Source organism: Streptomyces canarius, from assembly GCF_014650735.1.
In the GTDB taxonomy this organism is placed as follows: domain Bacteria; phylum Actinomycetota; class Actinomycetes; order Streptomycetales; family Streptomycetaceae; genus Streptomyces; species Streptomyces olivaceoviridis.
Map to the genome: position 1 here is coordinate 272,962 of NZ_BMVN01000008.1, position 24,224 is coordinate 297,185.

The window sequence follows — 24,224 nt, forward strand, 5'->3', positions numbered from 1 at the left end:
TGACCGCACGCCCGCTTCCACACCGCCCTCCCCTCCCGCACCGCCGTCCGCACCGGCCACCCCGCCCGTGACCCCCCCGTCCGGTCCGCCCTCCGGTCCGCCGCCCGGTCCGGCGGCCACCGCGTACGCCGGGCCGCCCATGCCGGACGTGCCGCCGCCGGCCCGGACCGCCCCGCCGGTCCCGATCGAGCTGCGGGTCAGCAAGCGGATCCTGTGGATCGGCTCGGCCGTCTACCCGCTGCACGGCATCGCGCGCGTCTACACCTTCGTGATGCGGCCGAGGCGCAAGGAGGCGGTGCTGCGGTTCCTGCGGTACGCCGCCGGGACGCTGGTCGTCGGGTTCATCGCCATGCTGCCGGGCCTGCCCTCGCTGGCCTTCCAGGGGCCCGACTCCGGCGGGGCCGGCTACGTCGGCTGGGTGTGGCTCCTGGCGCTCGCCGCCACGATCTACTTCTTCGTGGACATGATGTCCGTGCTGACGGCCCAGGCGCACTACGTCCTGGCCGTCGAGACGTCCGGCGCCTCCACCGGCCTGGTCACCAGCCGGGACCCGCGCCACCTGGACCAGCTCGTCGGCCAGATCTCGTACGCCATCGACCACCCCGACACCGAGTTCCGCGTGACGGTGGAGCGCCTCACCGTCTCACCGAACAACTACTACCTCGGCGACAACGTCAACATGTACGGCGGCAACGGAAACGTGGGGATCACGCGATGAGCGGCAACAACTACTACTACGGCGACAACGTGAACATGTACGGCGGCCAGGGCAACCAGGGCATCGTCAAGACCCAGGCGGGCACCGGCGCGGCCGGCCTCGACCCCGCGCTGGTCGCGGCCCTCGCCGAACTGCACCGGCAGATCGGCGAACTGCGCGCCCGGGTGCCGGCCCCCAGCGCCCAGCTGCTGGAGGAGTCCCTGCCCGCGCTCAGCGCCGAGGCGGCCGTGCCCGCGCAGGAGCGGCACCGGGCGTTGATGGCGATCGCCGGGATCGCCACCACGGTCGGCGCGGTCGGCCGGCCGGTGACCGAGGCGGTCCAGGCGGTCATCGGCCTGCTGGGCGGCTAGCAGGCCGCCCGCGGATCCTCCCGGGAACCGCGGCGACGGGCGGCGAAGAGTGGAAGCATGGGCCGTGTGATTCCCACCATCGATCTGCGGCGCTGGACCGTGGGGGACGCGATGACGCGTGCCACGCTGGCCCGCGACGTCGACCAGGCGCTCCAGGCCGCCGGGTTCCTGCTGGTCACCGGGCACGGCGTGGACCCCGCGCTGCGGACCCGGATCCGGTCGGCCGCCCGGGAGTTCTTCCTGCTGCCCGCCGGGGTCAAGCAGCGCTACGCGGCGAAGGTCGGCGGGCGCGGCTGGCTCGGGCCGGGCGCCGAGGCCAACGGGTACGCGGAGGGCACCGAGACCCCGCCGGACCTGAAGGAGTCGCTGACCTTCGCCACCGCCGAGCCGTTCGAGGACCCGGTCGTCAACGCCGAGTGGTACGCGCCCAACGTGTGGCCGGCGGAGGTGCCCGCGCTGCGCGGGCCGTGCGAGGAGTACCTGGGCCGGATGGTCGCGCTGGAGAAGGAGCTGCTGGCCCTGCTGGCGTGCGCGCTCGGGCTCGGCGCCGACTTCTTCACCCGGCACATGGACCATCCGACGTACGGCTTCAACATCAACTGGTACCCGGGGACGGAGATCGTCGGCGCTCCCCGGACCGGGCAGTTCCGGATCGGGCCGCACACCGACTTCGGGACCGTCACCATCCTCGACCGGCAGGCCGGCAAGGGCGGACTCCAGGTGTACACCGACGCGGACGGCTGGCAGGACGCGCCGTACGACCCGGCGGCGTTCACGGTCAACATCGGTGACCTGCTGGCCCGTTGGACCGGGGACCGGTGGCGGTCCGGGCGGCACCGGGTGCTGCCGCCGCCCGTCGACGCGCCCGCCGAGGAGCTGATCTCGCTCGTCTACTTCGGCGAGTGCACCCCGGGCACGCTGGTGGAGTCCCTTCCGGCGCCGGTGGGCCGGGTGGTGTACCCGCCCGTCGACTCGCACGCGTACCTCCGCGAGAAGCTGGACTCGATCACCGTCGAGTGACCCCCTGACCGGTCACCGACCGTTATTCACTTCCGCGTTCGGCCCGCCACCCGTTCCGTTGAAATGAACCGGCCGGGCATGTCCCGCCCGCGTCCCACGGCATTGGCTTCCAGGGGGGCCCGTATCCAGGGGCCCCCTTCTGCGATGGGAGACGCGTGCGAATCACTGACATCCAGCGCTGCGAGGTCCGGCCGGGACGGCTCGTCGAGTGGACGTTGAGCCCGGCGACCGTCGCGGCGGCGACGGCGCTCCCGGAGGACTCCCGGCCGCCCGCCTACATCCAGGAGTCGCACATCAGGACGGCCAAGTGCGTCCGGGAGGACGGGCTGTTCGTGCCGACCTGGCTCGGCACCGCCTTCGACCTGCCCGGCCCGGTCGACCTCGACGTGCTGGAGCGGGCGCTGCGTGCCTGGACCGTGCGGCACGAGACGCTGCGCAGCGGCTTCCGCTGGGCCGGTGACGAACTGCGCCGGTTCACGCTCGACGCGGCCGACGTGTCCCTGCGCCGGGCGGAGGGGGGCGACTTCCCCGACGCCGGTGACCTCGTCCGGCACCTCCAGGAGCGCTTCGACACGGTCGCGGACGCACTGCGCTGGCCCAACCTGATCTACACGGCGGTCGTCCGGGACGACGGCGCGAGCGTCTACATGGCCTTCGACCACAGCAACGTCGACGCCTACTCCCTGCACCGGCTGGTCGCCGAGATCCACGAACTGTACGCGGCGGGCCTGGCCGGCCGGGAACCGGACTCCGCCACGCCCGCCGCGAGTTACGTCGACTTCTGCGAGATCGAGCGCGCGGACGCGGACGGCATCGACGGCGGGCACGCGTTCGTGGACCGCTGGCGGGAGTTCATCCACCGCTGCGACGGCACGCTGCCGGGCTTCCCGGTGGACCTGGGGCTGACCCCGGGCGGCCCGCTGCCTACGCAGCGGATGCTGTGCGAGCCGCTGGCGGACGCGGACGCGGCGGCGGCGTTCGAGGCGTACTGCCGGCCGTACGGCGGCAGCCTGGTCGGGCTGCTGGCCGCGACCGGGCTGATCGTGCACGAACTCGGCGGTCAGCCGGTGTACCGGACGGTGGTGCCCTTCCACACCCGGGTGAAGTCGCGGTGGACGGACTCGGTGGGCTGGTACGTGGGCGGCGCCCCGATCGAGGTGCCCGTGGGCCGCACCCGTGGCTTCCCGGAGGCCCTGCGAGCGGTCCGCGCCGAACTCCAGGCGAACCGGTCGCTGGCCCGGATGCCGCTGGCCCGGGTGCTGAGCCTGCTCGGCGCGGACTTCCGGCCGACCTCCCCCGACCTGTACTCGATCGTGTCGTACGTCGACACCCGCGCCATCCCGGGCGCCGAGCGGTGGGCGGAGCTGAAGGCGTACGGGCTGATGCGGGTGTCGTACGGCGACCAGGTGTGCGTGTGGGTGAACCGGCTGCCCGACGGGCTGTGGCTGGCGAGCCGGTACCCGGACACGGACGTCGCGGCGAAGAACATGCGGCTGTACGCCGAGCGGCTGCGGGACCGGATCGCCTCGGTGGCCCACGACAGCCTGCCCGCGGTCTCCTAGACGCTCAGCTCCGCCCCGGCCCCAGCGCCTCGATCAGGCGCTCGAAACGGCTCCGCCAGCGCTGTTCCGAGTCCTCCTCGCCCTGGAACTCATGGGTGAAGCGGAGCACGCTGCCGTCCTCCCCGTCCCGCTCCAGATGGAACCGGAGCCGGCCGCCACCGCCGACCGTGTACTCCGCGACCCGGTCCACGTCCCACGCGGTGACCTGCCCGTCGCCCAGGTCGCGCAGGGTGACCGCGCCGCCGAGCCGGGGTTCGAACACGTCGGCGGCGGTGAACCAGGACGCCAGCCCCTCGGGCGTGGCCAGCGCGGCCCAGACCTCCTCCATGCGCCGGGGGAGCCGCACCACGAAGTGCAGGATGTGCGTGTTCCCGTGCGTCTGGCTGGTGCCCTGTGCGATGGAACCGCTCATGACACCAGCCTGCCCCCGGGCCCGGGGATGCGCACGTGGTCAGGGCCGCCTCCGGACGGCGAAGGCCGGTTCCCGTGACCCGTGTCACTGGAACCGGCCCTCTCTCGGCGGTGGCGGTCACACGCCCGCGTAGGAGTGCTTGCCGCTGACGAAGATGTTGACGCCGTAGTAGTTGAACAGCCAGCAGCCGAAGGCGATCAGCGCCAGGTAGGCGGCCTTGCGGCCCTTCCAGCCGGCCGTGGCCCGGGCGTGCAGGTAACAGGCGTAGGCGATCCAGGTGATGAAGGACCAGGTCTCCTTCGGGTCCCAGTTCCAGTACCGGCCCCAGGCGTCGCCCGCCCAGATCGCGCCCGCGATGATCGTGAACGTCCACAGCGGGAAGACGGCCGCGTTGACCCGGTAGGCGAACTTGTCCAGGGACGCCGAGGCGGGCAGCCGCTCCAGCACCGAGGAGGCGAACTTCCCGGGCGTGCCGCCGAGCTGGAGCTTGTTCTCGTACGAGTCCTTGAACAGGTACAGGATCGTGGCGACCGCGCCGACGTAGAACACGGCACCGCAGAAGATGGCGGTGGAGACGTGGATGTACAGCCAGTACGAGTGCAGGGCCGGCACCAGCTGGTCGCTGGCCGTGTACAGCACGGTGACCGCGAGGCCGAGGTCCAGCAGGACCGTCGTGACGAGGAACAGGCCGAGCCAGCGCACGTTCTTCTTCAAAGCCAGCAGCGCGAGGTACACGCCGACGGCGACCGTGGAGAAGGTGATGTTGAACTCGTACATGTTGCCCCACGGCGCCCGCTCCACGGAGGCCGCGCGGGCGACGACGCCGCCCAGCTCCACCAGGAACGCGAGCACGGTGAGGGAGATGGCGATCCGGCCGTAGAGGTCGCCCTGCTCGTCACCGCCGTGCGCGCCGGGCCCGTCCGGCACGTCCCGCGCGCCGGACACCGAGCGGACGACGACCTTCGGCCGCTCCAGCACGGCGGTACCGCCGGCCCGCTTCACGGTGACGGCGGGCGCGCCCGCGCTCCGCCCGCTGTCGGCGGTGAGCGCGGCGGCCGTACGGCCGACCTTGCTGCGGCTGCCGAACAGCCACTCGGCGATGTAGGCGAAGAAGGCCAGGGTGTAGACCGCCATCGACGAGTAGATCAGCGTGTTGCTGATGCTCGCGAGGTGTTCGTTGGTCGCGGCGGCGAGATCGGTTGCGGCGGCGAGAGTCACTTCTCAGCCCCTTCGGCAGGTACGACTTGGGGGTCGGGGGTTGCTGCGGAGTCGTCGTCGGGGTCGGGTGCCCCCGGCGCCTGGTCATAGAGGATTCCGGCGAGGTCGCCCAGTTCCTCGGGCACCTTCGCGGACTCGCTGCGGCCGAGCCCGGCCATCTCGACCACCGTGACGCCGTCGGCCCCGCGCACCGCGCGCACCCAGACCCGGCGGCGCTGGATGAACAGGGACGCGGCCAGGCCGAAGATCGCGGCGAGGGCACCGGTGAGCGCCCAGCCGCCGCCCGGCTCCTGGACGATCTCGAAGCCGGCCCACTCCTTGACGTCCTTCTCGAAGGTGATGGAACCGGCGCCGTTGGGCAGCGTCATGGTCTCGCCGGGCTTGAGGTTGTCCCTCAGCTGCGCGCCCTTGGCGTCCTTGTAGTCCTTCATGTGGGACTTGTCGAGCTGGTACACGCTCTGCGGCAGGCCCGAGTCGACGCCCAGGTCGCCGTGGTACGGCTCCAGGTTCAGCACCGGGTTCAGCAGCGCGGGGAAGGCCGAGGCGATCTCCATGCCGGCCCCGCCGTAGGTCGGCAGGAAGAAGGCCTTGATGCCGAGCTGCTCCTTCTTGCCGTTGGCGTCGCGGTAGCCGTCCATGACCTTGACGACGCCCTGGGAGGTGACGTTGCCGTCGAGCGGCAGCAGCGGCACGGCGTCGCGGTAGACCACCTTGCCCTTGCCGTCCCGAACGGTGATCACGGGCGCGTAGCCGTGGCTGACCAGGTAGACCTTCGAGTCGTCGATCTTCAGCGGCTCGTTGACCTTGATGGTGGTCGTGGTCTCCTTGCCGTAGGCGCCCTTGTTGTAGGTGATCTTCGCCTGGAAGGTGCGCGCGGTGCCCCTGTTCGGGCCGGTCAGCTCGTAGGTCCCCTTGAAGTCCTTCAGGTTGAAACTGAACGGGACCAGGTCGTCGGGCTGGAAGAGGCTGCCGGACTTGAAGTCGTCGTACATCGGCAGCGCGTTGGAGAAGCCGTCGCCCTCCACCATCAGCTTGGTGCCGTCGGACTTGTACAACTGGCCCGAGGCGAAGGCGACCAGCAGCACGATCAGGGCGATGTGGAAGACCAGGTTGCCCAGCTCGCGCAGGTAGCCCTTCTCGGCGGCCACGGCGTCACCGACGACGTGGGCGCGGAAGCGGCGCTTCCGCAGCAGCGCGAGCGCGGCCTCACGGACCCGCTCCGGGTCCTCGGTGGTGCGCCAGGCGGTGTGGGCGGGCAGCCGGGTCAGCCGCTTGGGCGCGCCCGGCGGTCGGCCACGCAACTGGCCGACGAACTGCCAGGTGCGGGGGACGATGCAGCCGATGAGGGAGACGAACAGCAGGATGTAGATCGCGGAGAACCACACCGAGCTGTAGACGTGGAACAGGCCGAGCTTGTCGTAGACCGGCGCCAGCGTCTTGTGGGCGGCGCGGAAGTCCTCGACCTTGCTCGCGTCGGCGCCGGTCTGCGGGATCAGCGAGCCGGGGATCGCGCCGAGCGAGAGCAGCAGGAGCAGCAGCAGCGCGACCCGCATGGAGGTCAGCTGCCGCCAGAACCAGCGCGCCCAGCCGATGACACCGAGGCCGGGCAGGCTCGTCTGCTCCTCCTGCGGCGCGGTGGAAAGCTGGGAGCCGGCCGCGCCCAGCTCGTCCCGGTCCTGGCTCGTGTCGGTGTCGGTCTTGCTCATCGGTCAGATCCCCACATTGAAGCCGCCGGACCAGGTCTGCATCTGCTGCACGAGACTGTTCCAAGCGCCGGTCAGCAGCAGCACACCGGTCACGATCATCATCGAGCCGCCGATGCGCGTCACCCACACATAGTGGCGCTTGACCCAGGCGAAGGCGCCGAGGGCCTTGCGGAAGCCGATCGCGGTGAGCACGAACGGCACGCCGAGGCCGAGGCAGTAGACGACCATCAGCAGCGAGCCGCGCGCCGCGCTCGACTCCTGGAAGGAGAGGGAGCTCACCGAGGAGAGCGTCGGACCCATGCAGGGCGTCCAGCCGACGCCGAAGAGGGCGCCGAGCAGGGGCGCCCCCAGCAGGCCGCCCGTCGGCCGCTTGTGGAAGCGGAACTCGCGCATGGTGAACCAGGGCAGGAGCCCCATGAAGAAGACGCCCATGGCGATCATGAGCACGCCGAGCACCTTGGACAGGGCGCCCTGGTAGTCGATCAGGTTGGAGCCGAAGTAGCCGAAGAGCGCACCGCCCGAGACGAACACGGCGCTGAAGCCGAGCACGAACAGGGAGGCGCCGGCCACCATCCGCCCCCGTCTGGCCTCGGCCAGGTCGGTGCCCGCGACGCCGGTCACATAGGAGAGGTAACCGGGGACCAGCGGCAGCACACAGGGCGAGAAGAAGGAGACGAGCCCGGCGAGCAGGGCGATCGGCAGGGCGACCAGCAGGGCGCCGTGCAGGACCGTGTCGTTCTGACCCGTCTCCGCGGCCAGCGTCAGCAGTGCGCTCACGTCACTTCTCCGCGAGGACCGGCTTGATCATCTTCAGCAGGCCCGTGTCGTCGAGCGCCTCCAGGGCCCGTGCGGCGACCTTGCCGTGCCGGTCGATGACGAGCGTGGAGGGGATGATCTGCGGGTTGAGGGTGCCCTTCTTGAAGCGCAGCATCAGCTTGCCCGTGGGGTCGTACAGGCTCGGGTACGTGACGCCGTGCTCCTTCTCGAAGTTCACGGCCGGGGTGGTGCTGGTGTCCCGGGTGTTGATGCCGACGAACTGGACACCCTTGTCCTGGTACTCCTTGGAGACCTTGGCGAAGTACTGCGCCTCCTCGCGGCACGGTCCGCACCACGAGCCCCAGACGTTGACGACGACGACCTTGCCCTTGTAGTCGGCGACGTCCAGGGTCTTGCCGTCGATGGTCCCGCCCGACAGGTCCGGGGCCGTGGCGCGCTTGCCGGCGGGCACGGTGTCGATGCCGTTGTTGCCGGTGACGAAGTGGGTGTCGCCACCGCCTCCGGAGGTGCCGCCCTTACCGCACGCGGACAGGGACAGGGCCGCGACGGCGGCCACGGCGCTGAGCAGGACGGCGCGGCTACGGGTACTCATGTGAAAAGTTTCGCATGCCTGTTCCGGGGATCTCGCGCACCCCCCTGCCGGGCGGAAAACCGCATTTCAGGGCGTATTTACACGGGACATTTCAGACACAGGGCCCGAGTCGGCGCCGGCTCAGGCGGCGTCGGAGGAGGCGGACCCGCCGCCGCGCAGGAACTCCTTCCAGCCGCCCGCCGGCCGCTGCCCGACCTCGAGCGTGCGCAGCTTGGCGAGCACCTCGGGCTTCTGCGCGTCCATCCAGTCCACGAACTGCCGGAAGGAGACCAGCCGTACGTCGGCGCCCTTCTCCTTCTCGCGCGCGATGTGCTTGAAGGCCTCCTCGACGGAGTCCATGTAGATGCCGCCGTTCCACTGCTCGAAGTGGTTGCCGACGAAGAACGGTGCCCGGTTTGTCTCGTATGCCCGCTGGAAGCCCTGGATGTACGCCTGCGCGGACTGCTTGCGCCAGCCGGGGTAGTTGTAGGCGGGCGCCTTGGTGGAGTTCAGGGACTGGTTGGCGAGCATGTTGTAGTCCATGGACAGGACCTCGAAGGAACGTCCGGGGAAAGGTATCTGCTGCAACGGCAGGTCCCAGATCCCCAGCTTCTTCTCCGGCCACACCTGACGGCCGCCCGGCGAGGAGGCGTCGTAGCGCCAGCCCAGCTTCCGGGCGGTGGGCAGCAGGTTGTTCTGGCCGAGCAGGCAGGGCGTACGGCCGCCGACCAGCTCCTTGTCGTAGTCGAACGGCAGCGCGGGCAGGTCGGTCCAGCCGCTGTTGGTCCGCCACTCCTTCACGAACGCCTTGGCCTGCCGGATCTCGCTCTCCCACTGCTGCGGGGTCCAGTTGCCGACCGTGCCCGTACCGGCGCAGAAGTGCCCGTTGAAGTGGGTGCCGATCTCGTGCCCCTCCAGCCAGGCCCGGCGCACGTTCGTCAGCGTGGCCTTGATGTGCTCGTCGGTGAGGTAGCCGATGTCGGAGGCGCCGCGCGGGTTGTTCGGCGGCTCGTACAGACGCTTCTTCGACTCGGGCAGCAGATACAGCCCCGAGAGGAAGAAGGTCATGGACGCGCCGTGCTCCTTGGCCAGGTCCAGGAAGCGCGGGAAGAGCCCGTTGCCGACCTCGCCGGCGCCGTCCCAGGAGAAGATCACGAACTGGGGCGGGGTCTGTCCCGGCTCCAGCGGCTCGGGCTTGGCCGGCTGGTGCGGCTGCTTGCCGGTGAAGGAGGTGGAGCCGTCGCCGATGGGCCGCGCCGGGTGCGCGGTGCTCCCCTTGCCGTCCCCGCTCCCGGGCTTGGCCTGGCCGGAACCGTTCGGGTGGCCGCCGCCGTCCGAGGACGTGAGGCTCCCGCAGCCGACGAGCGAGGCGGCGGCCGCCGCCCCCGCGCCGAGGCCGAGCATTCCCCGCCGGGAGAAGGTCCGGGAGAAGGTGGGCATGGAAATCCCCGATTCGTCGCTGCCTGCTGGTCACCCACTCAGAGGGCAGGACGATCGGGGAGGTTCCGCAGATTCTTGTGTTTTTCGTAACAGGGGCCGTAAAAGTGCGCTAAGCGATACCAAACGGACCGTCAGTGACGAGTGGCACCGGTCAGGCGCCGAAGGCCTTCCCCTGCGCGGTGCCCTTCCCCTTCTGGGGCTTGGCGCCGGCGCGCAGATGGGCCGGGACCAGATCGATGGCGGGCTCGCTGTAGCCCACGGACACGATCTTGTCACCCAGGTATGTGAAAGTCGTCAGGGAGGCGAGCGTGCACTGCCGCTTGCGCGGATCGTGCCACAGCCGCCGCCGCTCGACGTACGAGCGCACGATCCAGATCGGCAGCTGATGGCTGACCAGCACCGCCTCGTGCCCGCGCGCCCGGTCCTTGGCCGCGTTCAGCGCGCCCATCATCCGCACGACCTGGTCCACGTACGGCTCGCCCCAGGACGGCCGGAACGGGTTGACGAGGTGCTTCCAGTTGTCCGGATTGCGCAGCGCGCCGTCACCGACGCCGAACGTCTTGCCCTGGAAGACGTTCTCGGCCTCGATCAGCCGCTCGTCGGTGTCGAGATCCAGCCCGTGCGCCTTGGCGATCGGCGTGGCGGTCTCCTGTGCCCGCTCCAACGGGGAGGCGCAGACATAGGTGACGTCCCGCGAGGCGAGGTGCTCGGCGACCCGCTCGGCCATCTGCCGGCCCAGCTCGGACAGGTGGTAGCCGGGCAGCCGCCCGTACAGGACCCCGTCCGGGTTCGCGACCTCGCCGTGCCGCATGACGTGGACGACGGTGACGTCCTTGGTGCTGTCGCTCATTCTGCCGTGGCCTCCGCAGCCGCCCGGGCCGCCGCCGGAAGGGCGTCGGCGATCTTCTGAAGGGCCCGCTCGTCGTGGGCCGTGGACACGAACCAGGACTCGAAGGACGACGGCGGCAGGTAGACGCCGTTCGCCAGCAGCGAGTGGAAGAACGCGGTGTAACGGTACGACTGCTGCCGCTTGGCGTCCTCGTAGTCGCGCACCTGCCGGTCCGTGAAGAACACGGAGAACATGTTGGAGGCGGTTTGCACCCGGTGCGCGACGCCCTCCTTCGACAGCGCCTCGCTGACGAGCGTCCGGATCTGCTCGGAGACGGCGTCGACCTTGTCGTACGCGGCGTCGTCGAGCAGCCGCAGCTGGGCGAGACCGGCGGCGGTGGCGACGGGGTTACCGGAGAGGGTGCCGGCCTGGTACACGGGCCCGGCGGGGGCGAGGTGCGCCATCACATCGGCACGCCCGCCGAACGCGGCGGCCGGGAAGCCACCGCCCATGACCTTGCCGAAGGTCATCAGGTCGGGCACGACGCCCTCGACGCCGTACCACCCGGCGCGGCTGGTGCGGAAGCCGGTCATCACCTCGTCGGAGATGAAGAGGGCGCCGTTCCTGCGACAGGAGTCCTTGAGGGCCTGGTTGAAGCCGGGGTCCGGCGGCACGACGCCCATGTTGCCCGGCGAGGCCTCGGTGATCACACAGGCGATCTCCCCGGGGTGCCGGTGGAAGGCCTCCTGCACGGCCTCCAGGTCGTTGTACGGCAGCACGATCGTGTCGCCGGCCTGGGCACCGGTGACACCGGGCGTGTCGGGCAGCGCGAGGGTGGCGACCCCGCTGCCGGCCGCGGCGAGCAGCGAGTCGACGTGCCCGTGGTAGCACCCGGCGAACTTGATCACCTTGGACCGCCGGGTGAACCCGCGGGCGAGCCGGATGGCGGACATGGTCGCCTCGGTCCCGCTGCTGACCAGCCGCACCTGCTCGACGGGCGCCACCCGGGCGACGATCTCCTCGGCGAGCGCGACCTCGCCCTCGCCGGGCGTGCCGAAGGACGTACCGCGGGCCACGGCCTCCTGGACGGCGGCGATGACCTCGGGGTGCGCGTGCCCGAGGATCATGGGCCCCCAGGAGCACACGAGGTCGACGTACTCGCGCCCGTCGGCGTCGGTCAGGTAGGCCCCCTTGCCCGACACCATGAACCGCGGCGTGCCGCCGACGGCGCGGAAGGCACGCACCGGGGAGTTGACGCCGCCCGGGGTGACGACGGAGGCACGGTCGAAGAGCGCCTGTGAGACGGGCGCGTCGTAGGGATAGGGCGTTTCGCTCATGGCACTCATGACGTGCGACTACTCCGGCTTCTCGGGCTCCGGTTGCGGGGTGACCTCCTCAGGGTAGGCCGAAGGCGGCGCGGATCCCCGGCCGGACCGGGGTCGGGGTCGTGGCGGGGGGCGGTCGGTGTCGCGGCCGGACGCGGTCGGTGTGGCGGCGGGGGGCGGTCGGTGTCGCGGCCGGACGCGGTCGCGGTGGTGATCCGGCGCGGTCGCGGGGGTGATCCGGCGCGGTCGCGGTCGCGGCCGGACGCGGGAAGGGGGTTGGTTGATCAGGCGCGGCAGGCGGTTGATCACACGTGGCGGGTGGTTGGTCACGCGGGGCGGGTGGTTGGTCAGGCACGGCGGGGTGTTGATCAGGCACGGCGGGGTGTTGATCAGGCGCGGCGAGTCCCAAGATCACAGCGGGGGCATCCCTCATCTGCGAGACTGAGACCTGATACACAAAGCCCATACGCACGTACTCATCAGGGGCCGGAGATCAGGGCCGGGAATCCCCCCGCGTGGACTGTTGTTCCACCGCACGTTTCGGCGGGCGGGCGCGGGGGAGGTCACTGACACGATGATCGGGTTGCGCGGCGGGGGCCACGCGTCCTAGAAAAGCAGTCGGGTGGAGATATGCATCGCGGTGGCGGACTGGGCGAGGGGACTGATGACCTGGGTCCTCGACGTGCCCGGCGGGGAAGGCACCGGCGCGACGCGGAGGAAACGACCGAGACACGTCAGACCGACGCACGACAGACACAGGGTGTACCGAGTGAGCCCGAGCGGTACGACCAGCAGATCGACCGGGATCTCGACCGCCGGCTCGACCAGCGGGCCGACCGCCTCCGGGCGGGGAGCAGGAATGGTGGTCGGGTGGGGGTGACGTACAAATACTTCGGCGCGCCGGACGGCGCGACCGCGGCTCGCGTCCCCATCTCGATGCGTCCCGAGGAACTCGGCGGCGACGAGCTGGGCATGAACGGCATGTTCACCAAGATCAAGCCGGAGACGATGGCCGCGATGGTGCTGACCGGCATCGAGGGCGTCCCCCTGCACAAGGTGCCACCCCTGGAACTGGTCGTCCTGCACCCCGACTACGCGGTCGTCAAACTCCCCATGACGGTCGTCGACCCCCTCCGCGGCATCGGCGAGGAAGCGGTCGGCGCGGCGGCCTTCATCTGGTCGACGGTCCCCGACCGGGGCGGGCCGCGGGACGCGTTCAACGTGTACCAGTTGCTGCACGAGTGGCAGGACTTCAGCCACCGGCTGCATGAGGCGGGGCATCAGCCGTACTGCCTTGTGTGGCCCTGAGCCGGGGTTTCCCGGGTAGCGGGCGGGGTTTTCGGACCCCGCCCTCGTCGTGCAGCGGCAGGGACGTCAGGCCGTCAGGGCACATTGAGGGCACATGGGTTTGGACGGGGCACTGATGTGCCCTGGTCGGCGGCCGGATCACCGTCGCCCTTCCGCTCGGCTTCCGTGAAGGCGTCGTCGATCGCCTTGCGAGTGCGGGTCTCGCTGGACGGCAGCAAATGCGTGTACGTCCGGAGCGTGAAGCCCGGGTCCGAGTGGCCGAGGTACTCGGAGAGCGCCTTGATGCTCTCCCCCGCGTCCAGGCGCACGGAGGCGTACGCGTGCCGGAGGGCGTGCACGCCGTCTTCCGGGGCCGCCTGGAGGTATCTCGCGCCGCGTTCGCGGGGAGGGATCACGCCGGCGGAGGCCAGTGCGCGCTTCCAGTCACCCATGTCGAAGACGGCACGCCGGAGGCCGCACGGCGCCAGGCACGCCAGAAGCGGCCACTTCCGTCCCGGCACCCCGGCCACATGTGCACAAAGCCAGGCGCGTTTCCTGAATGAACATTCGGGGCGTTCACTCAGTGAACGCTTGCGGCTTTTGATCGGTCACGCACGGCGGAACGGGCCTTGGTGCTGATCCTCACGTCCCGCTCCAAGAGACGGACGGCGTCACCGCACCATGTTGACGACTGGTCCCAGCAGCTCCAGGGCTTCATCCCACCGACCCGGAGGAGTGCCTCCACCTGCTCGACGGCCGGCATCGAGGGCGTCCTCGTCGACATCCAGCGCTTCCCGTCCGGCGACGTACGCGGGTACCAGGTCGCCGTGCAAGGCGACACCAACGCCAGCGGTGGACCCGTCTGGGTCTTCGGAGCCGAACCCGCCCCCGACCTGTCCCACCCCAAGATCGGCGAACACCTCGCCGGCATCGAGCCGCGCCCGTCACCAAGCCGGGCAGCCGACGCAGGCCCAACCCCCGGCACCAGTCCACCGCCGCAACCGACCACGGCAGCGACGAAACCTCCCAGGCCCACATCGCGGCCGTCGGCGACGCCATACGACTTCTCGGCCCGCCTCCTGGGCGGCGTCTGCGGCATCGCCGGGGCCTCACCGTGCTCGACGGCCTGGCCGCCTTCCTCCGCCACATGCTCACCCCTGCCGCTTCCCGGTTCCGGGCTGGTTTCGGGAGCGGATCAACCGCTCCCCGCCGATTCAGACGGCGCCTGTCGACGCAGCCCTTTCCCGTTGGGGCCGACGTACGGTTGAAGTACCGAGGGCACCACACACTCCGGCCGCCCTGCCGGGTCGTCCTCGGCGAGAGACGAGTGAATCCGGGTTGCCCCAGTGGTCGGCCCGGAGACAGGTCGGCATCATGTCCGCCGCGGTGGAACAACTTCACGCGAACGCATCACGGCGGAGGCCGCGCTGAGTACCCGTGTACGTCCGCGACCCCACAGAGGGGAGGCGTGATGGCCCTCTACCGCCTGGACATCCATCGGCGGAACCGAGGAGAGCGGACGCTCGTCACGCTCGCCGGCGACATCGGGCCGGCCACGACGCCGCTGCTGCGGGCCGCGGTGGAGCAGTGTCTGCTGGACGGTGTCACGGTGATTGACATCGACCTGACCACGGTCGGCTCCTGCGACGCCAGGGGCCTGGACGTCCTCCTGTCGGCATCACGGCGCGCCGGCCGGGTCCACGCCCGCCTGCGGCTGCACCATCCGTGCGCGCAGATCGCCCGGCTCCTCGATGCCACCGGTTCGACTTCCCTGCTCCTTACGGCCCCCGTGAGTCCCGTGCCGCCCGCCGCATCCGGCGGCACCATGGGAACCGCCGCGCGGGCGCCCGAGGGCCCCGCTCGTCGGCCGGATCAGCCGGTCCTCAAGGACGGGATCCGCCTTCGTCGGCTGACCCGCTGGCAGGCCGAAGACATGCGCGAGGACATCGCGGACCTGGCTGCGGAGTCCGTCGCGGGCACCGTCGGCGAGGCGTACCACGGCCGAGGAGACTTCCTGCACTGCTTGGCGGTCACTGCCCACCGCCCCGGCTTCGCCCTGCTGGTCGCCGAGACGACGATGCTGGTCGGTTGCGCCTTCGGTTTTCCGGTGGGCTCCGACGGCTCCGGCCGCCAAGGGCTCGACGGAACGCTCCAGGAGATCATCCAGCGGCTCACCTCGCACGCACGGTTCGTCGTCCTCACCCAGGTCGTGGCCCATCCGCACGCGCAGCACCGCGATATCGCCCGTCGCATGCAGCAGCGTCTGCTCACAGACCTGCGCTGCTCCCTCGGGGTCACCCTGCTGCATCCCGCCGACCGGGCAGGACAAGCCGCCTTCTCGTCCTGGGGCTGGCAGAACATGGGTGACGTCGTCGGGCTGCCCGGCCCCGTCGCCCCCTGCGTGCTGACCCTGTCTGCCGAAGAGCAGCCCCCGGCACGCCGATGATTCGGCAGAGGAGCGATGAGCCGGCAGTCGTACCGGCCGGGGCGGTCACGCCACCCGTCGTCCGCTGTACGGACACGTCCTCGTGCGATGGCTGCGCGCCACGCCGCCCGCCACGACTGGGGGTAGCGTGGCAGGTACCGAGAATTTTCGGGCGCACGACCACGGTGGCGCCGTTCCCGGCGAGTGACAGACGCGGGCAGCCACGGGCCGCCCGGGACGGGATCTCACGATGGACGCCATCACCAGGCCCGCCGAAGGTATGTCACCAGGTGACTCACAGACCTACCAGATGCCCTTGCCCCGGCTGAGCCTCACGCCGGAGGTCAGCCACGGCCCCCTGGACGGTGCCTGGTGGCCACGGTGCGACGCGTTGGAACTGGAGCTGCCGACGCTGGTCGGCTCATTGGACCCGGGTGTCGGTACCGTCACTCGCGTCACCGTGGACACCGCCTCCTGGCCCGACGCCCCGCCGACCATCATCGCGCCCGGCCACGTGATCGAGGTGGTCCGAACCGGCCTCGCTGCCGATGCGCACGCCATCACCCTGGACTGCGGCACGGTGGGCCGCTGGGAACTGCTGGTGATCCCGCCCGACGAGCCGGCTGGAGTGGCCACCCGGCTGCTGACGGCTGCCGCCGATCCGGAGAACCCGCTTCCGGCGCCACGCATGTTCGCACTCGCCGAGGAAGACCTCTCCGGAGAAGCCACATGGGAGGCGGAAGGAGGACACGGTCTCAGGTGAGGGCACGACGTCTGTCGGGTCCGCGTGACCGGTCGGCTGGTCCGGTCGTCGATCTCACCGGTGGAGCGATGGCACGCACAAACTCCTGGTCGTCCCACCCCGCCGCAACCGATACGCGCGGATGAGGCGGGAGAGCGGATGACGCCCGAACGGCCTGCGGACCGCTCCGAGAGCTTCGGGGAAGCGTTGCTGGGAGCGGTTCTCGATCGCGCGCACGAGCTTCCTCCCCATCTCATCGGACCGCTGGTCGCCGACGTGGTGGAGCGGTTGGGGGGCCACCGTCCGCAGGTGCTGCTGCAAGACTACGGTCAGCTGCTGCTCGTACCGCTGGCCGGCGAGGGCCTCACCGGCGGGGCACCGCAGGTGATCGACGACTCCGAGGCAGGTCGCTGCTTCCTCGACGCGGTCACCGTCGAAGTGCCCGAGGACGGCGGCGTACGGATCCATCTGCCGCTGCTGGACGGTGGCGACCAGGTGGGTGTCATGGCAGTGACGCTGGACAGCGTCGACGACGACGACCGTCGCCTGCTCCTCAGGATCTCCGGCCTGGTGGCCGACCTACTGGTGACCAAGCACGGCTACTCCGACCTGTTCTTCGGCGTCCGGCGCCGCGAACCGATGAGCGTGGCGGCGGAGATCCAGTGGTCCCTGCTGCCGCCACTGGCGATGATCATGCCTCGGGTCGCGGTCGCCGGCATCCTGGAGCCTGCCTACGACGTCGGGGGGGACAGTTTCGACTACGCCCTCAATGGCGCCATCCTCCACGTGGTCATGATCGACGCGATGGGTCACGGACTGGACGCGGCCACGATGGCCACCGTCGCCATCGGCTCCTACCGCCACGCCCGCCGCCTCGGCATCGGACTGCCGGCGATCTACGACTTCATGGACCGCGCCGTGGCGAAGCAGTTCGGCCCCGAACACTTCGTCACCGCGCAAATGATGCAGCTGGACACCACGACCGGACAGGTGCAGTGGGTCAACGCCGGTCACCCCCCGCCGATCCTGGTCCGTGGCCACCGCGTCACACAACGCCTGCTCGCCCCGACGACCCTCCCCGTCGGCCTGGGGGGCCCGAAGCCATCGGTCAGCGAGCTGAGGCTGATGCACGGGGACCGGATCCTCTGCTTCACCGACGGGCTGATCGAGGAACATGAGAGGGGTGGGCGCGAGTTCGGCGAGGACCAGCTGATCGACTGCGTGAACCACCTGGAGAAAACCGGCCGCGGGATCCGGGCGGTGACGCGCTCCCTGTCCCACACGCTCAAGCGGGCGCGGGGCGGGCGCACCACGGACGACGCGACGCTGCTCATGGTGGAGTGGCGCGGCTGACCTCACCACTGTCGGCCGGCACTACTCCGCCGGTCCCGCCGAGGGACGGCCCCTCAGTCCGCGGGGCCGCGGCCGCTCCCGGTTTCGATGAGGATCTGTTCCGCCTGGCTGATGTTGTCCGCCCGGACGGCCTGTGCCATCGCGGCGCGCGCCGCCTCGGGCATCGCGTTCGGCGGGACCACCAGCAGTGAGAAGAGGTCCCGGTCGCCCCGGGTGATCAGGACGGTGTCGTCGCCCACCGGGAAGGAGTCGATGTGCACCACCCGGTCGTCAACGACGATCCGCGTCGGGAGCCCTGCCCAGGCCGCGGTGTCCAGCCCGACGCGGGTCACGGGTCCCAGATGTGCGGTGAGGGCGCTCAGCAGCTCGGGCAGCTCGGCCCCGATGTCGCGCGACCGAGGCCACCACGCACCGTCGAGGACACCTTCGCGCGATGCGGTCGTCTCCAGCCGGAGAAGCGCGCACCCCGGCCGCACGGCCTTGTGGACGCCGCTGGGCAGACGCCGGGCAACAGGAGCCGTATCCGAGCCGGTCATGAGGACCACCCGTCTTCGGGAGCCGGTGCGAGAAGGGACCCGCCTCGCACCTGCCACGTTACTCCTGGCCCCACGCGCGTCGACGTCTCTGGCGACGCTCCCTCCCCAGCCGGCCCTCAGCGGAACGGATCCAGCCTCACCGGACTCTGCACCCTCCACCTCATGGCGGGCGGCGTCCACACCCTCACCGGACAGCTCACGGGGCACCGACGCGCGAGGGGCGGGATCCCCGAAGCCGACGAATTCCCCACCGGCACGAGGATCTACAGCCCGGCCACCGGAGTCGGCAGCCCGCTCGCCCCGCCGATGCGGGTCACGCCCGCCGACGACGGCCTGATCGGCGAGTGCACCCTCGGCATCGCCCACGTTGGTGAGCGGTTCGATCACCAGCCGGGCAGACCCTGACACGAACCTCGTCACGGCTGACGGGACCTTCGTGCCGGCCTGTCTACGATCGGTCACCATGGACTGGCTGGAGCGGATCGCCAAGCTGAGGCAGTGGACCAAGGGCGGAACGCGCGCTCCGCACAAGCCGCTGCTGCTCCTGTACGCCCTCGGCCGGTTCCAGGAGGACGCCGACGACGGTTTGCGATACACCGCCGTGGAGCACGACCTACAGCGCCTGCTGACCGAGTACGGCCCACCCCACAAGACGACGCCCGCCTACCCCTTCCACCACCTGGTCGGCGACGGCGTGTGGGAGGTCCGCACCGATCGCGGACCGGGCAGCCCTGGCAGCGGAGTACGGGACCTCCGCGAGACGGGCGCCACCGGCCGGCTCGCGCCGGACCTGAGAGCGGCCCTACGGCGCGAACCGGATCTGCTCGGCAGAATCGCGCGATTGCTGCTCGACCTGCACTTCCCGCCCTCCCTGCACGGGGAACTGTGCGAAGCCGTCGGCCTGGACCTGGAACCGACGGAGGCCGAGCCGCTCTCGGCCGTACGCGGGCAGCGGGACCGGAGGATGCGGGAAGTGGTGCTGACCGCCTACGAGTACCGGTGCGCCTTCTGCGGATACGACGGCAGGATCGGCACGGTACCGGTCGGACTGGAGGCCGCCCACGTGCGCTGGTGGGCGTTCGGCGGGCCCGACGAGATCGAGAACGGGATGTGCCTGTGCTCGCTGCACCACAAGCTCTTCGACAAGGGCGTCCTAGGGGTGGGCGACGATCACCGCATCCTGGTCTCACAGCGCTTCGTCGGCCACAGCCCCGCCGCCCGCGAGCATGTCATAGCCCTCGCCGGCCGCCCGCTCATCGGCCCCCAGCCCGGCACACACCCTGTTGCCGCGGCCCACCGCGACTGGCACGCCCGGCAGGTCTTCCACGGTGAACCCCGCCCTGCCACGGCCGCCTGACCCCGGCAGCGCCGCCTCCAGCAACTCCAGTGCTTCCTCCCAGCGGAAGCGTTCCGCAGCGCCGCCGGCCTTCGGCCGGTGCGGTGCGCAAGAACCGATCAGGACACCCATCCCCCGCAGCCGCTCCAGGCTCTGCCGGTAGGCGGGGTGGGCGGCCTGGGCGGAGTTCAGGTAGGGCAGGGCCACGATCGGGATGCCCATGCCGTACGCCTCGCACAGGATGCCCAGGGCGAGGGTGTCGGAGATCCCGGCGGCCCACTTGTTGATCGTGTTGAACGTGGCGGGAGCCACGGCGATCGCGTCCGCGGGCGGCAGGGGGCGCGGGTCTCCCGGCGCGCGCCAGGCGGAGCGGATCGGGTAGCCGGTCTGTGCCTCGATCGCCTTGGTGTCGATGAAGCCGAGTCCCTGCGGCGTGGCGATGACGCCGACGTCCCAGTCCGCCTCCTGGGCGGCCGTGATCAGCTTGCCGACGTCACCGGCGACACCGCTCGCGCACACGACGACGTACAGGAAGGGCTTCTTGTCCGGGGCGGTCGGTTCGGTCATGCGGGGACCCCCAGTCGGCGGCTGAAGTGGTGCGGTTCCGGCAGGGTACGTCGGCTGTCGCTCGGTTGTATGAGTGGGCGGGCAGGGCTCCGGCGCTCCGGCCCCTGCCCGCCCGGAACTGCCCGAAGGCCCGAAGAGTCAGCCCTCCCAAGGGCCGGCGGCTCAGCCGACAGCGCGGAAGGTCGGCAGGTTTTTGGGATGGTTCCGTTCGATCCAGCCCTTTCCGTCCGCCGCGATTCCTTCCAGGAGGCGGAAGGTGTGGATGAAACCGGCCGCACTGAGGTTGATTTCGGAGATCTCCTGGGCGTTCTCGTCCGGCGCGAGTTGATACGTGTCGGCGTCTGCGACACGAATGTTCCTGGCCGGCCCGTTGGTGAGGATGAGCTCCAGGTCGTAGCCGACCTCGCTGCGCTCCGTGACCTGTACGGAGGACAACGCGTCGAACCGGTAGTTGCTTCGCTGCCTGGTCCCGCGTTTCGCGTCGGTGAAATCGAAATCCGCGCTGATCTCACGAACGCCGTCCTGTGTGACCAGGAAGAGACGGAAGGTGTAGCGCGAGTACCGCCAAGGGCCGCCCTTCACCCGCCCTCGCTTGTAGGGGCGTGCGGGTGTCACCAGGATGGTGTGGGTGATCAGGTCGCGCCAGGTGAGCTGGTAGTGGCGGAGTGCTTCGTCGACGAACAGTGTCTTGTCGCAGGTGAGCCAGGTCTCCATTTCCAGCTCGCTGGGCCGCGTGGCGTCCAGGAACGACTTCCAGTTCTGGTACGCGGCTTGCCGCGCGGCCAGCCGCTCCTGGTACTCCTGGGTTTCCTCGGCCACTCGACGCTCCTCGCCCCGGGCCTCCAGCCACGAGGACGCAGCCGCGCGTCCGGACCAGACCACGCCGATGACGGCCAGGACGGCCAGCACCATGTGCGACGCACCGGCGCCTGAGGCCACCGTGCCGAGCAGGGCCAGAGTCGTGAAGCCGAGGATGACGAGGGCGACCACACACAGCGCCTTCGCCGACGCCGACGTCTGGTTCTGGTGGCGGCGGTCGAACAGAGTGCCTGTGCTGTACCGGTCCCGGGCGTCCTCGGCGAGGTGGCGGATCAGCCAGTTGACCCGGTCCACGCTGATTCGGCTCTCGCGGTAGAGCACCGCGATCTCGGCGACGAGGCTGTCGCGGATGTGGCCGGTAAGACCGAGCCATTCCTGCGGGGCCAGTCCATGAGGCACACGCACACTGAAGTAGTGGTCGAACGAATGGCGGACACGGTTGGTGAACCCGTCCCCGGGCGAGGCGGGATCGCGCGTGTGCGGTACCTGGAACATACGGTTCATGGCCTTCAGTTGGTGTTCCTGGTACCACCATCGGCTGCCGAAGTGCGTCGCGGTCGCGCCCGCACCGAGCGCCACCAGTAACTCGACGGCTGCCGCGGCCGGATCCGCGACCAGGGACACGACGCAGAGGAACGCGGTGACGACGACGAACAGGCCGACTCGGACCGGGATGGCCGCCTGGGCGGCGGCAGCGGTGCTCGGGCGGGGCGGCAGGGCCCGTGGCCCGATGGGGTCGGGTTCGAAATAGGCCCAGACCCGTTGGACCCGGCCGTTGCCGAAGCGAGCCGCCTCGGCCCGCTCGCGGTTCTCGGCCCACAGGCTGTCCTTCAGTCCCCCAGTGAGCACGAGGTCGAAGTGGTGGAGGATCTCGTCCCGCCGGTGAGGTGACAGGGCTCGCAACCGCTCCCCTACGCGCCCTGCTTCGCCGTCCGCGGTGCTGAGCGTCGCCAGCAGTTCGAAAGCGACGCGCAGAGCGTCCTTCCACTCTCCCTCGGCGTAGGTCCCCACGAGCCCGGAGGCTTGGTGCAGCCACCGGAGTTCTTCGGTGCCGAGGTCGTGGTAGGCGCGTCCGCTGAGCATGGCGAGCACCCCGTGGAAACGGACCTCCGCGTTGTCGTATCCGTGGGCGATCGCGTCATGGATCATGTCGCGAGCACGGCTGGGGACGCCGTCCTGAAGGAACCGCACACCGGCCTTGTACTTCTCCTGAGGCGATGCAGCCGAATAGATAGAAACGTTGGCGTTGTGTACAACCCCGGCCTGCATTCCGACAATAGATTCGTCTGCGGCCGAATTGTAGGTGACATGGCTGCCGTCGATCATGACAAGTCCCCCGCCGCAACGACCAGTGGTACCAGCCTGGACACCAGCTCGGGAAACTCCGCGACCAGACCGCGTAACCTCTTGAGTGCCATGGTCGCCTTCTTGGACGGCTCGGGAGTGTTCTCCGTTGCCGCCCGGCGGGCGAAGCCCAGCTCGGCCAGTGCCTCTCGGTAGGTGTCGTCGTCGAGGGCGCCCTCGGCGTGGTGACGCTTCAGGTGCTCACGGAAAGCGTCCAGTTCCGCGACCAGGTCCGCCGGACCGGCCACCTTCGGGTCCGCGTTCACGTAGACGCTGCTGCCCTTGACGGAGCCGGCCATGATGCCGACGGTGCTGTGGTGGGCGGTGTTGCTGACGCGCTCTTCGAGTCTGTCGGCTGTGGGGGCCCTGTCTGCCCGGGACATTGCGATCTGCTCCTGTTCCCTCACCAGTTCCACGGCCAGCCGTGTGGCGAACGCCGCCGCGTTCGCCGCGGCCCGTGGTTGCCGGTCACGGTCCTTCGCGCTGTTCTTCGTTCCGTCCGCCCGGTCGCTGATGCCCCGGATGATGGCCACCGGCGCCCCGTTGAGATGACCGGCCTGCGCCACACCGGCCGCTTCCATCTCGATCGCGAGCGCGTCGTTGTAGTGCTGCCGGATCCACCGCGCCTCGGCGGAGATCTTCGAGTTCTGTACGACCTCGCCGGCGGCGATCGCGCCGAAGCGCACCTGCGGGACGCGCCCCTGACCGGACGTGTCGTCGGCCCAGTCGTTCACGCGCGCCAGATGCGAGCCGAGCTGACTGATGCCGTGCGCCGTCTCCCACACCCGGGGGCGGGACTTGAGCCCGTCGTCCTCGCTGGTCCCGCCGTGGTAGGCGTACACGTGTGTCGCCATCACCACGTCGCCCAGCCTGGCCGTGTCCCACAGCGCACCGGCGACGCCGACGAACAACACGGCCACCGGCGAGAACTCCTGTATCGCGCGCTCGGCGATCACCGCGGCGGAGTGATTCCCCTTGTTCGTCAGGCCGAGCGCGACACGACACGAAGTGCCCCGCACGGTTCCCACCTCGAACAGCGTCCCGCGCTCATGACGGTGCACCTGTGCGCCGGCCAGTTTCCGGCACACGGCCTGGTACTCAAGGTTGAGGGCGGTGAGAATCACCACCAGGTCTTTCGACATCTATTCCCCTTCCTCTCTCGTGCCCTCTTCCGTTGTGGACGGCACAGGTCGGATCAGCGGCGGGAACAACACCTTCTTGGGGCCGGCCCGGTACAGCCGGGCGGGCCGTCCTCCCGTGCTCCTGCGTCCGGAGTCGGCGGGAACGATGAATCCCTCCACGGCCTGGACTTTCCGGTAGAAATTACGGGTGTCGAGTTCGGTGCCCCACACCGCCTCGTACACCTGCTGCAACTCGGCTATGGTGAAGAGTTCTCCGCAGAACGCCGTGGCGAGCGCCGAGGATTCGAGCTTGGTACGCGCGCGTTCGATTCCGTCGGTCACGATCCGGCGGTGGTCGAAGGCCAGTTCCACTTCACCGGACAGGACGGCTTCCGCGGGAACCCACGCGGCATCCATGGCATCCGTTCCCGCGACCGGTTCGGGAAGTCCCGGCGCGATCGCCAAGTGGGCCACGGAAACGACTCGTCCCCTTGGATCACGGCCTACGTCCCCGTAGATGGCCAGTTGTTCGAGATGCACCCACCCGGCAGTCAGAGCGGTCTCCTCGCTCAGCTCACGGTGGGCGGCGTCCAGGATCTCCTCGCCGGCGTGATTGAGGAATCCGCCGGGCAGTGCCGGCATGCCCTGGAAAGGATCTTCGCCCCGCTCCACGAGCAGGACACACAGCCGCCCCTCGCGCAGCGTCAGGATCACGAGATCGACCGTCAGGAGCACAGGTGGGGGTGACCACGCGTCATCTTGCATG

22 protein-coding genes and 2 pseudogenes are annotated in these 24,224 nt (G+C 70.1%); 10 read left to right on the top strand and 14 right to left on the bottom strand.

The annotated features are described in order from the left end of the window. The first annotated feature begins 67 nt into the window (after positions 1-67). The 4 genes from IE294_RS14955 (at position 68) to IE294_RS14970 (ending at position 3,650) form a co-directional block, all read left to right on the top strand. Positions 68-718, top strand: coding sequence for a DUF6232 family protein (locus IE294_RS14955; RefSeq protein WP_229917163.1), 651 nt, complete (start codon positions 68-70; stop codon positions 716-718). After that, entirely contained in the window at positions 715-1,068 is a 354-nt protein-coding gene (locus tag IE294_RS14960) for a hypothetical protein (protein ID WP_189886103.1), read from the top strand. The genes IE294_RS14955 and IE294_RS14960 overlap by 4 nt, the downstream gene beginning before the upstream one ends. A 57-nt stretch (positions 1,069-1,125) precedes the next feature. Next, positions 1,126-2,088, top strand: a complete 963-nt coding sequence (locus tag IE294_RS14965; protein ID WP_189886105.1) for an isopenicillin N synthase family dioxygenase — start codon at positions 1,126-1,128, stop codon at positions 2,086-2,088. A 155-nt stretch (positions 2,089-2,243) separates the two neighbouring features. Next, positions 2,244-3,650, top strand: coding sequence for a condensation domain-containing protein (locus IE294_RS14970; protein WP_189886107.1), 1,407 nt, complete (start codon positions 2,244-2,246; stop codon positions 3,648-3,650). A gap of 4 nt (positions 3,651-3,654) precedes the next feature. Here the strand turns inward: IE294_RS14970 and IE294_RS14975 are convergent, their stop codons facing one another. The 8 genes from IE294_RS14975 to hemL all read right to left on the bottom strand — a co-directional run bounded on the left by IE294_RS14975 (position 3,655) and on the right by hemL (position 11,940). Continuing rightward, entirely contained in the window at positions 3,655-4,062 is a 408-nt protein-coding gene (locus tag IE294_RS14975; RefSeq protein WP_189886109.1) for an SRPBCC domain-containing protein, read from the bottom strand. A 117-nt stretch (positions 4,063-4,179) separates the two neighbouring features. Then, the gene (ccsB, locus tag IE294_RS14980) at positions 4,180-5,280 is read right to left on the bottom strand and encodes a c-type cytochrome biogenesis protein CcsB (protein WP_189886111.1); all 1,101 of its coding nucleotides are present in this window, start codon (positions 5,278-5,280) and stop codon (positions 4,180-4,182) included. Beyond that, complete coding sequence (gene resB, locus IE294_RS14985) at positions 5,277-6,986, bottom strand: cytochrome c biogenesis protein ResB (protein ID WP_189886113.1); 1,710 nt, start codon at positions 6,984-6,986, stop codon at positions 5,277-5,279. The genes ccsB and resB overlap by 4 nt, the downstream gene beginning before the upstream one ends. Before the next feature lie 3 nt (positions 6,987-6,989). After that, a complete protein-coding gene (locus IE294_RS14990) occupies positions 6,990-7,763 on the bottom strand; it encodes a cytochrome c biogenesis CcdA family protein (RefSeq protein WP_189886115.1) in 774 nt (257 codons plus the stop codon). A gap of 1 nt (position 7,764) precedes the next feature. Then, on the bottom strand, positions 7,765-8,355 hold the full coding sequence (locus tag IE294_RS14995) for a TlpA family protein disulfide reductase (RefSeq protein ID WP_189886117.1): 591 nt from the start codon (positions 8,353-8,355) through the stop codon (positions 7,765-7,767). Between the two features lie 120 nt (positions 8,356-8,475). Continuing rightward, complete coding sequence (locus IE294_RS15000; protein ID WP_189886119.1) at positions 8,476-9,774, bottom strand: polysaccharide deacetylase family protein; 1,299 nt, start codon at positions 9,772-9,774, stop codon at positions 8,476-8,478. Between the two features lie 151 nt (positions 9,775-9,925). After that, positions 9,926-10,624 carry a histidine phosphatase family protein gene (locus IE294_RS15005; RefSeq protein ID WP_189886122.1) on the bottom strand — a complete coding sequence of 233 codons (699 nt, stop codon included), beginning with the start codon at positions 10,622-10,624 and terminating at the stop codon, positions 9,926-9,928. Further along, a complete protein-coding gene (gene hemL / locus IE294_RS15010) occupies positions 10,621-11,940 on the bottom strand; it encodes a glutamate-1-semialdehyde 2,1-aminomutase (RefSeq protein ID WP_189886124.1) in 1,320 nt (439 codons plus the stop codon). Before hemL ends, IE294_RS15005 begins: the two co-directional genes overlap by 4 nt. Positions 11,941-12,798: 858 nt before the next feature. Between hemL and IE294_RS15015 the strand changes: the two genes are divergently transcribed. After that, positions 12,799-13,236, top strand: a complete 438-nt coding sequence (locus IE294_RS15015) for a hypothetical protein (RefSeq protein WP_003974483.1) — start codon at positions 12,799-12,801, stop codon at positions 13,234-13,236. A gap of 66 nt (positions 13,237-13,302) precedes the next feature. Here IE294_RS15015 and IE294_RS15020 read toward each other — a convergent pair. Continuing rightward, positions 13,303-13,682, bottom strand: a pseudogene (locus tag IE294_RS15020) (site-specific integrase); the annotation flags it as partial. A gap of 1,004 nt (positions 13,683-14,686) precedes the next feature. On the opposite strand from IE294_RS15020, the gene IE294_RS15025 reads away from it, so the two are divergent. The 3 genes from IE294_RS15025 to IE294_RS15035 all read left to right on the top strand — a co-directional run bounded on the left by IE294_RS15025 (position 14,687) and on the right by IE294_RS15035 (position 17,735). Further along, positions 14,687-15,661, top strand: a complete 975-nt coding sequence (locus IE294_RS15025) for an STAS domain-containing protein (RefSeq protein ID WP_189886126.1) — start codon at positions 14,687-14,689, stop codon at positions 15,659-15,661. Positions 15,662-15,890: 229 nt separating this feature from the next. After that, positions 15,891-16,403 carry a DUF5994 family protein gene (locus tag IE294_RS15030; protein ID WP_229917164.1) on the top strand — a complete coding sequence of 171 codons (513 nt, stop codon included), beginning with the start codon at positions 15,891-15,893 and terminating at the stop codon, positions 16,401-16,403. A gap of 138 nt (positions 16,404-16,541) precedes the next feature. Further along, entirely contained in the window at positions 16,542-17,735 is a 1,194-nt protein-coding gene (locus IE294_RS15035; protein WP_189886128.1) for a PP2C family protein-serine/threonine phosphatase, read from the top strand. Positions 17,736-17,788: 53 nt separating this feature from the next. On the opposite strand, the gene IE294_RS15040 is transcribed toward IE294_RS15035, so the two are convergent. After that, positions 17,789-18,271, bottom strand: a complete 483-nt coding sequence (locus IE294_RS15040; protein ID WP_189886130.1) for a DUF5994 family protein — start codon at positions 18,269-18,271, stop codon at positions 17,789-17,791. 162 nt (positions 18,272-18,433) lie between these two features. Here IE294_RS15040 and IE294_RS15045 point away from each other — a divergent pair, with 162 nt between their 5' ends. Further along, complete coding sequence (locus IE294_RS15045; RefSeq protein ID WP_189886132.1) at positions 18,434-18,676, top strand: hypothetical protein; 243 nt, start codon at positions 18,434-18,436, stop codon at positions 18,674-18,676. 58 nt (positions 18,677-18,734) lie between these two features. After that, positions 18,735-19,628, top strand: coding sequence for a phosphorothioated DNA-binding restriction endonuclease (locus IE294_RS15050; protein ID WP_189886134.1), 894 nt, complete (start codon positions 18,735-18,737; stop codon positions 19,626-19,628). Positions 19,629-19,643: 15 nt separating this feature from the next. Here IE294_RS15050 and IE294_RS15055 read toward each other — a convergent pair. The 4 genes and pseudogenes from IE294_RS15055 to IE294_RS15070 all read right to left on the bottom strand — a co-directional run. After that, positions 19,644-20,174, bottom strand: a pseudogene (locus IE294_RS15055) (flavoprotein); the annotation flags it as partial. A gap of 162 nt (positions 20,175-20,336) precedes the next feature. Further along, a complete protein-coding gene (locus IE294_RS15060) occupies positions 20,337-22,319 on the bottom strand; it encodes a hypothetical protein (RefSeq protein WP_229917165.1) in 1,983 nt (660 codons plus the stop codon). After that, positions 22,316-23,479, bottom strand: a complete 1,164-nt coding sequence (locus tag IE294_RS15065) for a 5'-methylthioadenosine/S-adenosylhomocysteine nucleosidase family protein (protein ID WP_189886136.1) — start codon at positions 23,477-23,479, stop codon at positions 22,316-22,318. Before IE294_RS15065 ends, IE294_RS15060 begins: the two co-directional genes overlap by 4 nt. Then, entirely contained in the window at positions 23,480-24,223 is a 744-nt protein-coding gene (locus tag IE294_RS15070) for an NUDIX hydrolase (protein ID WP_189886138.1), read from the bottom strand. Position 24,224: the final 1 nt, after the last annotated feature.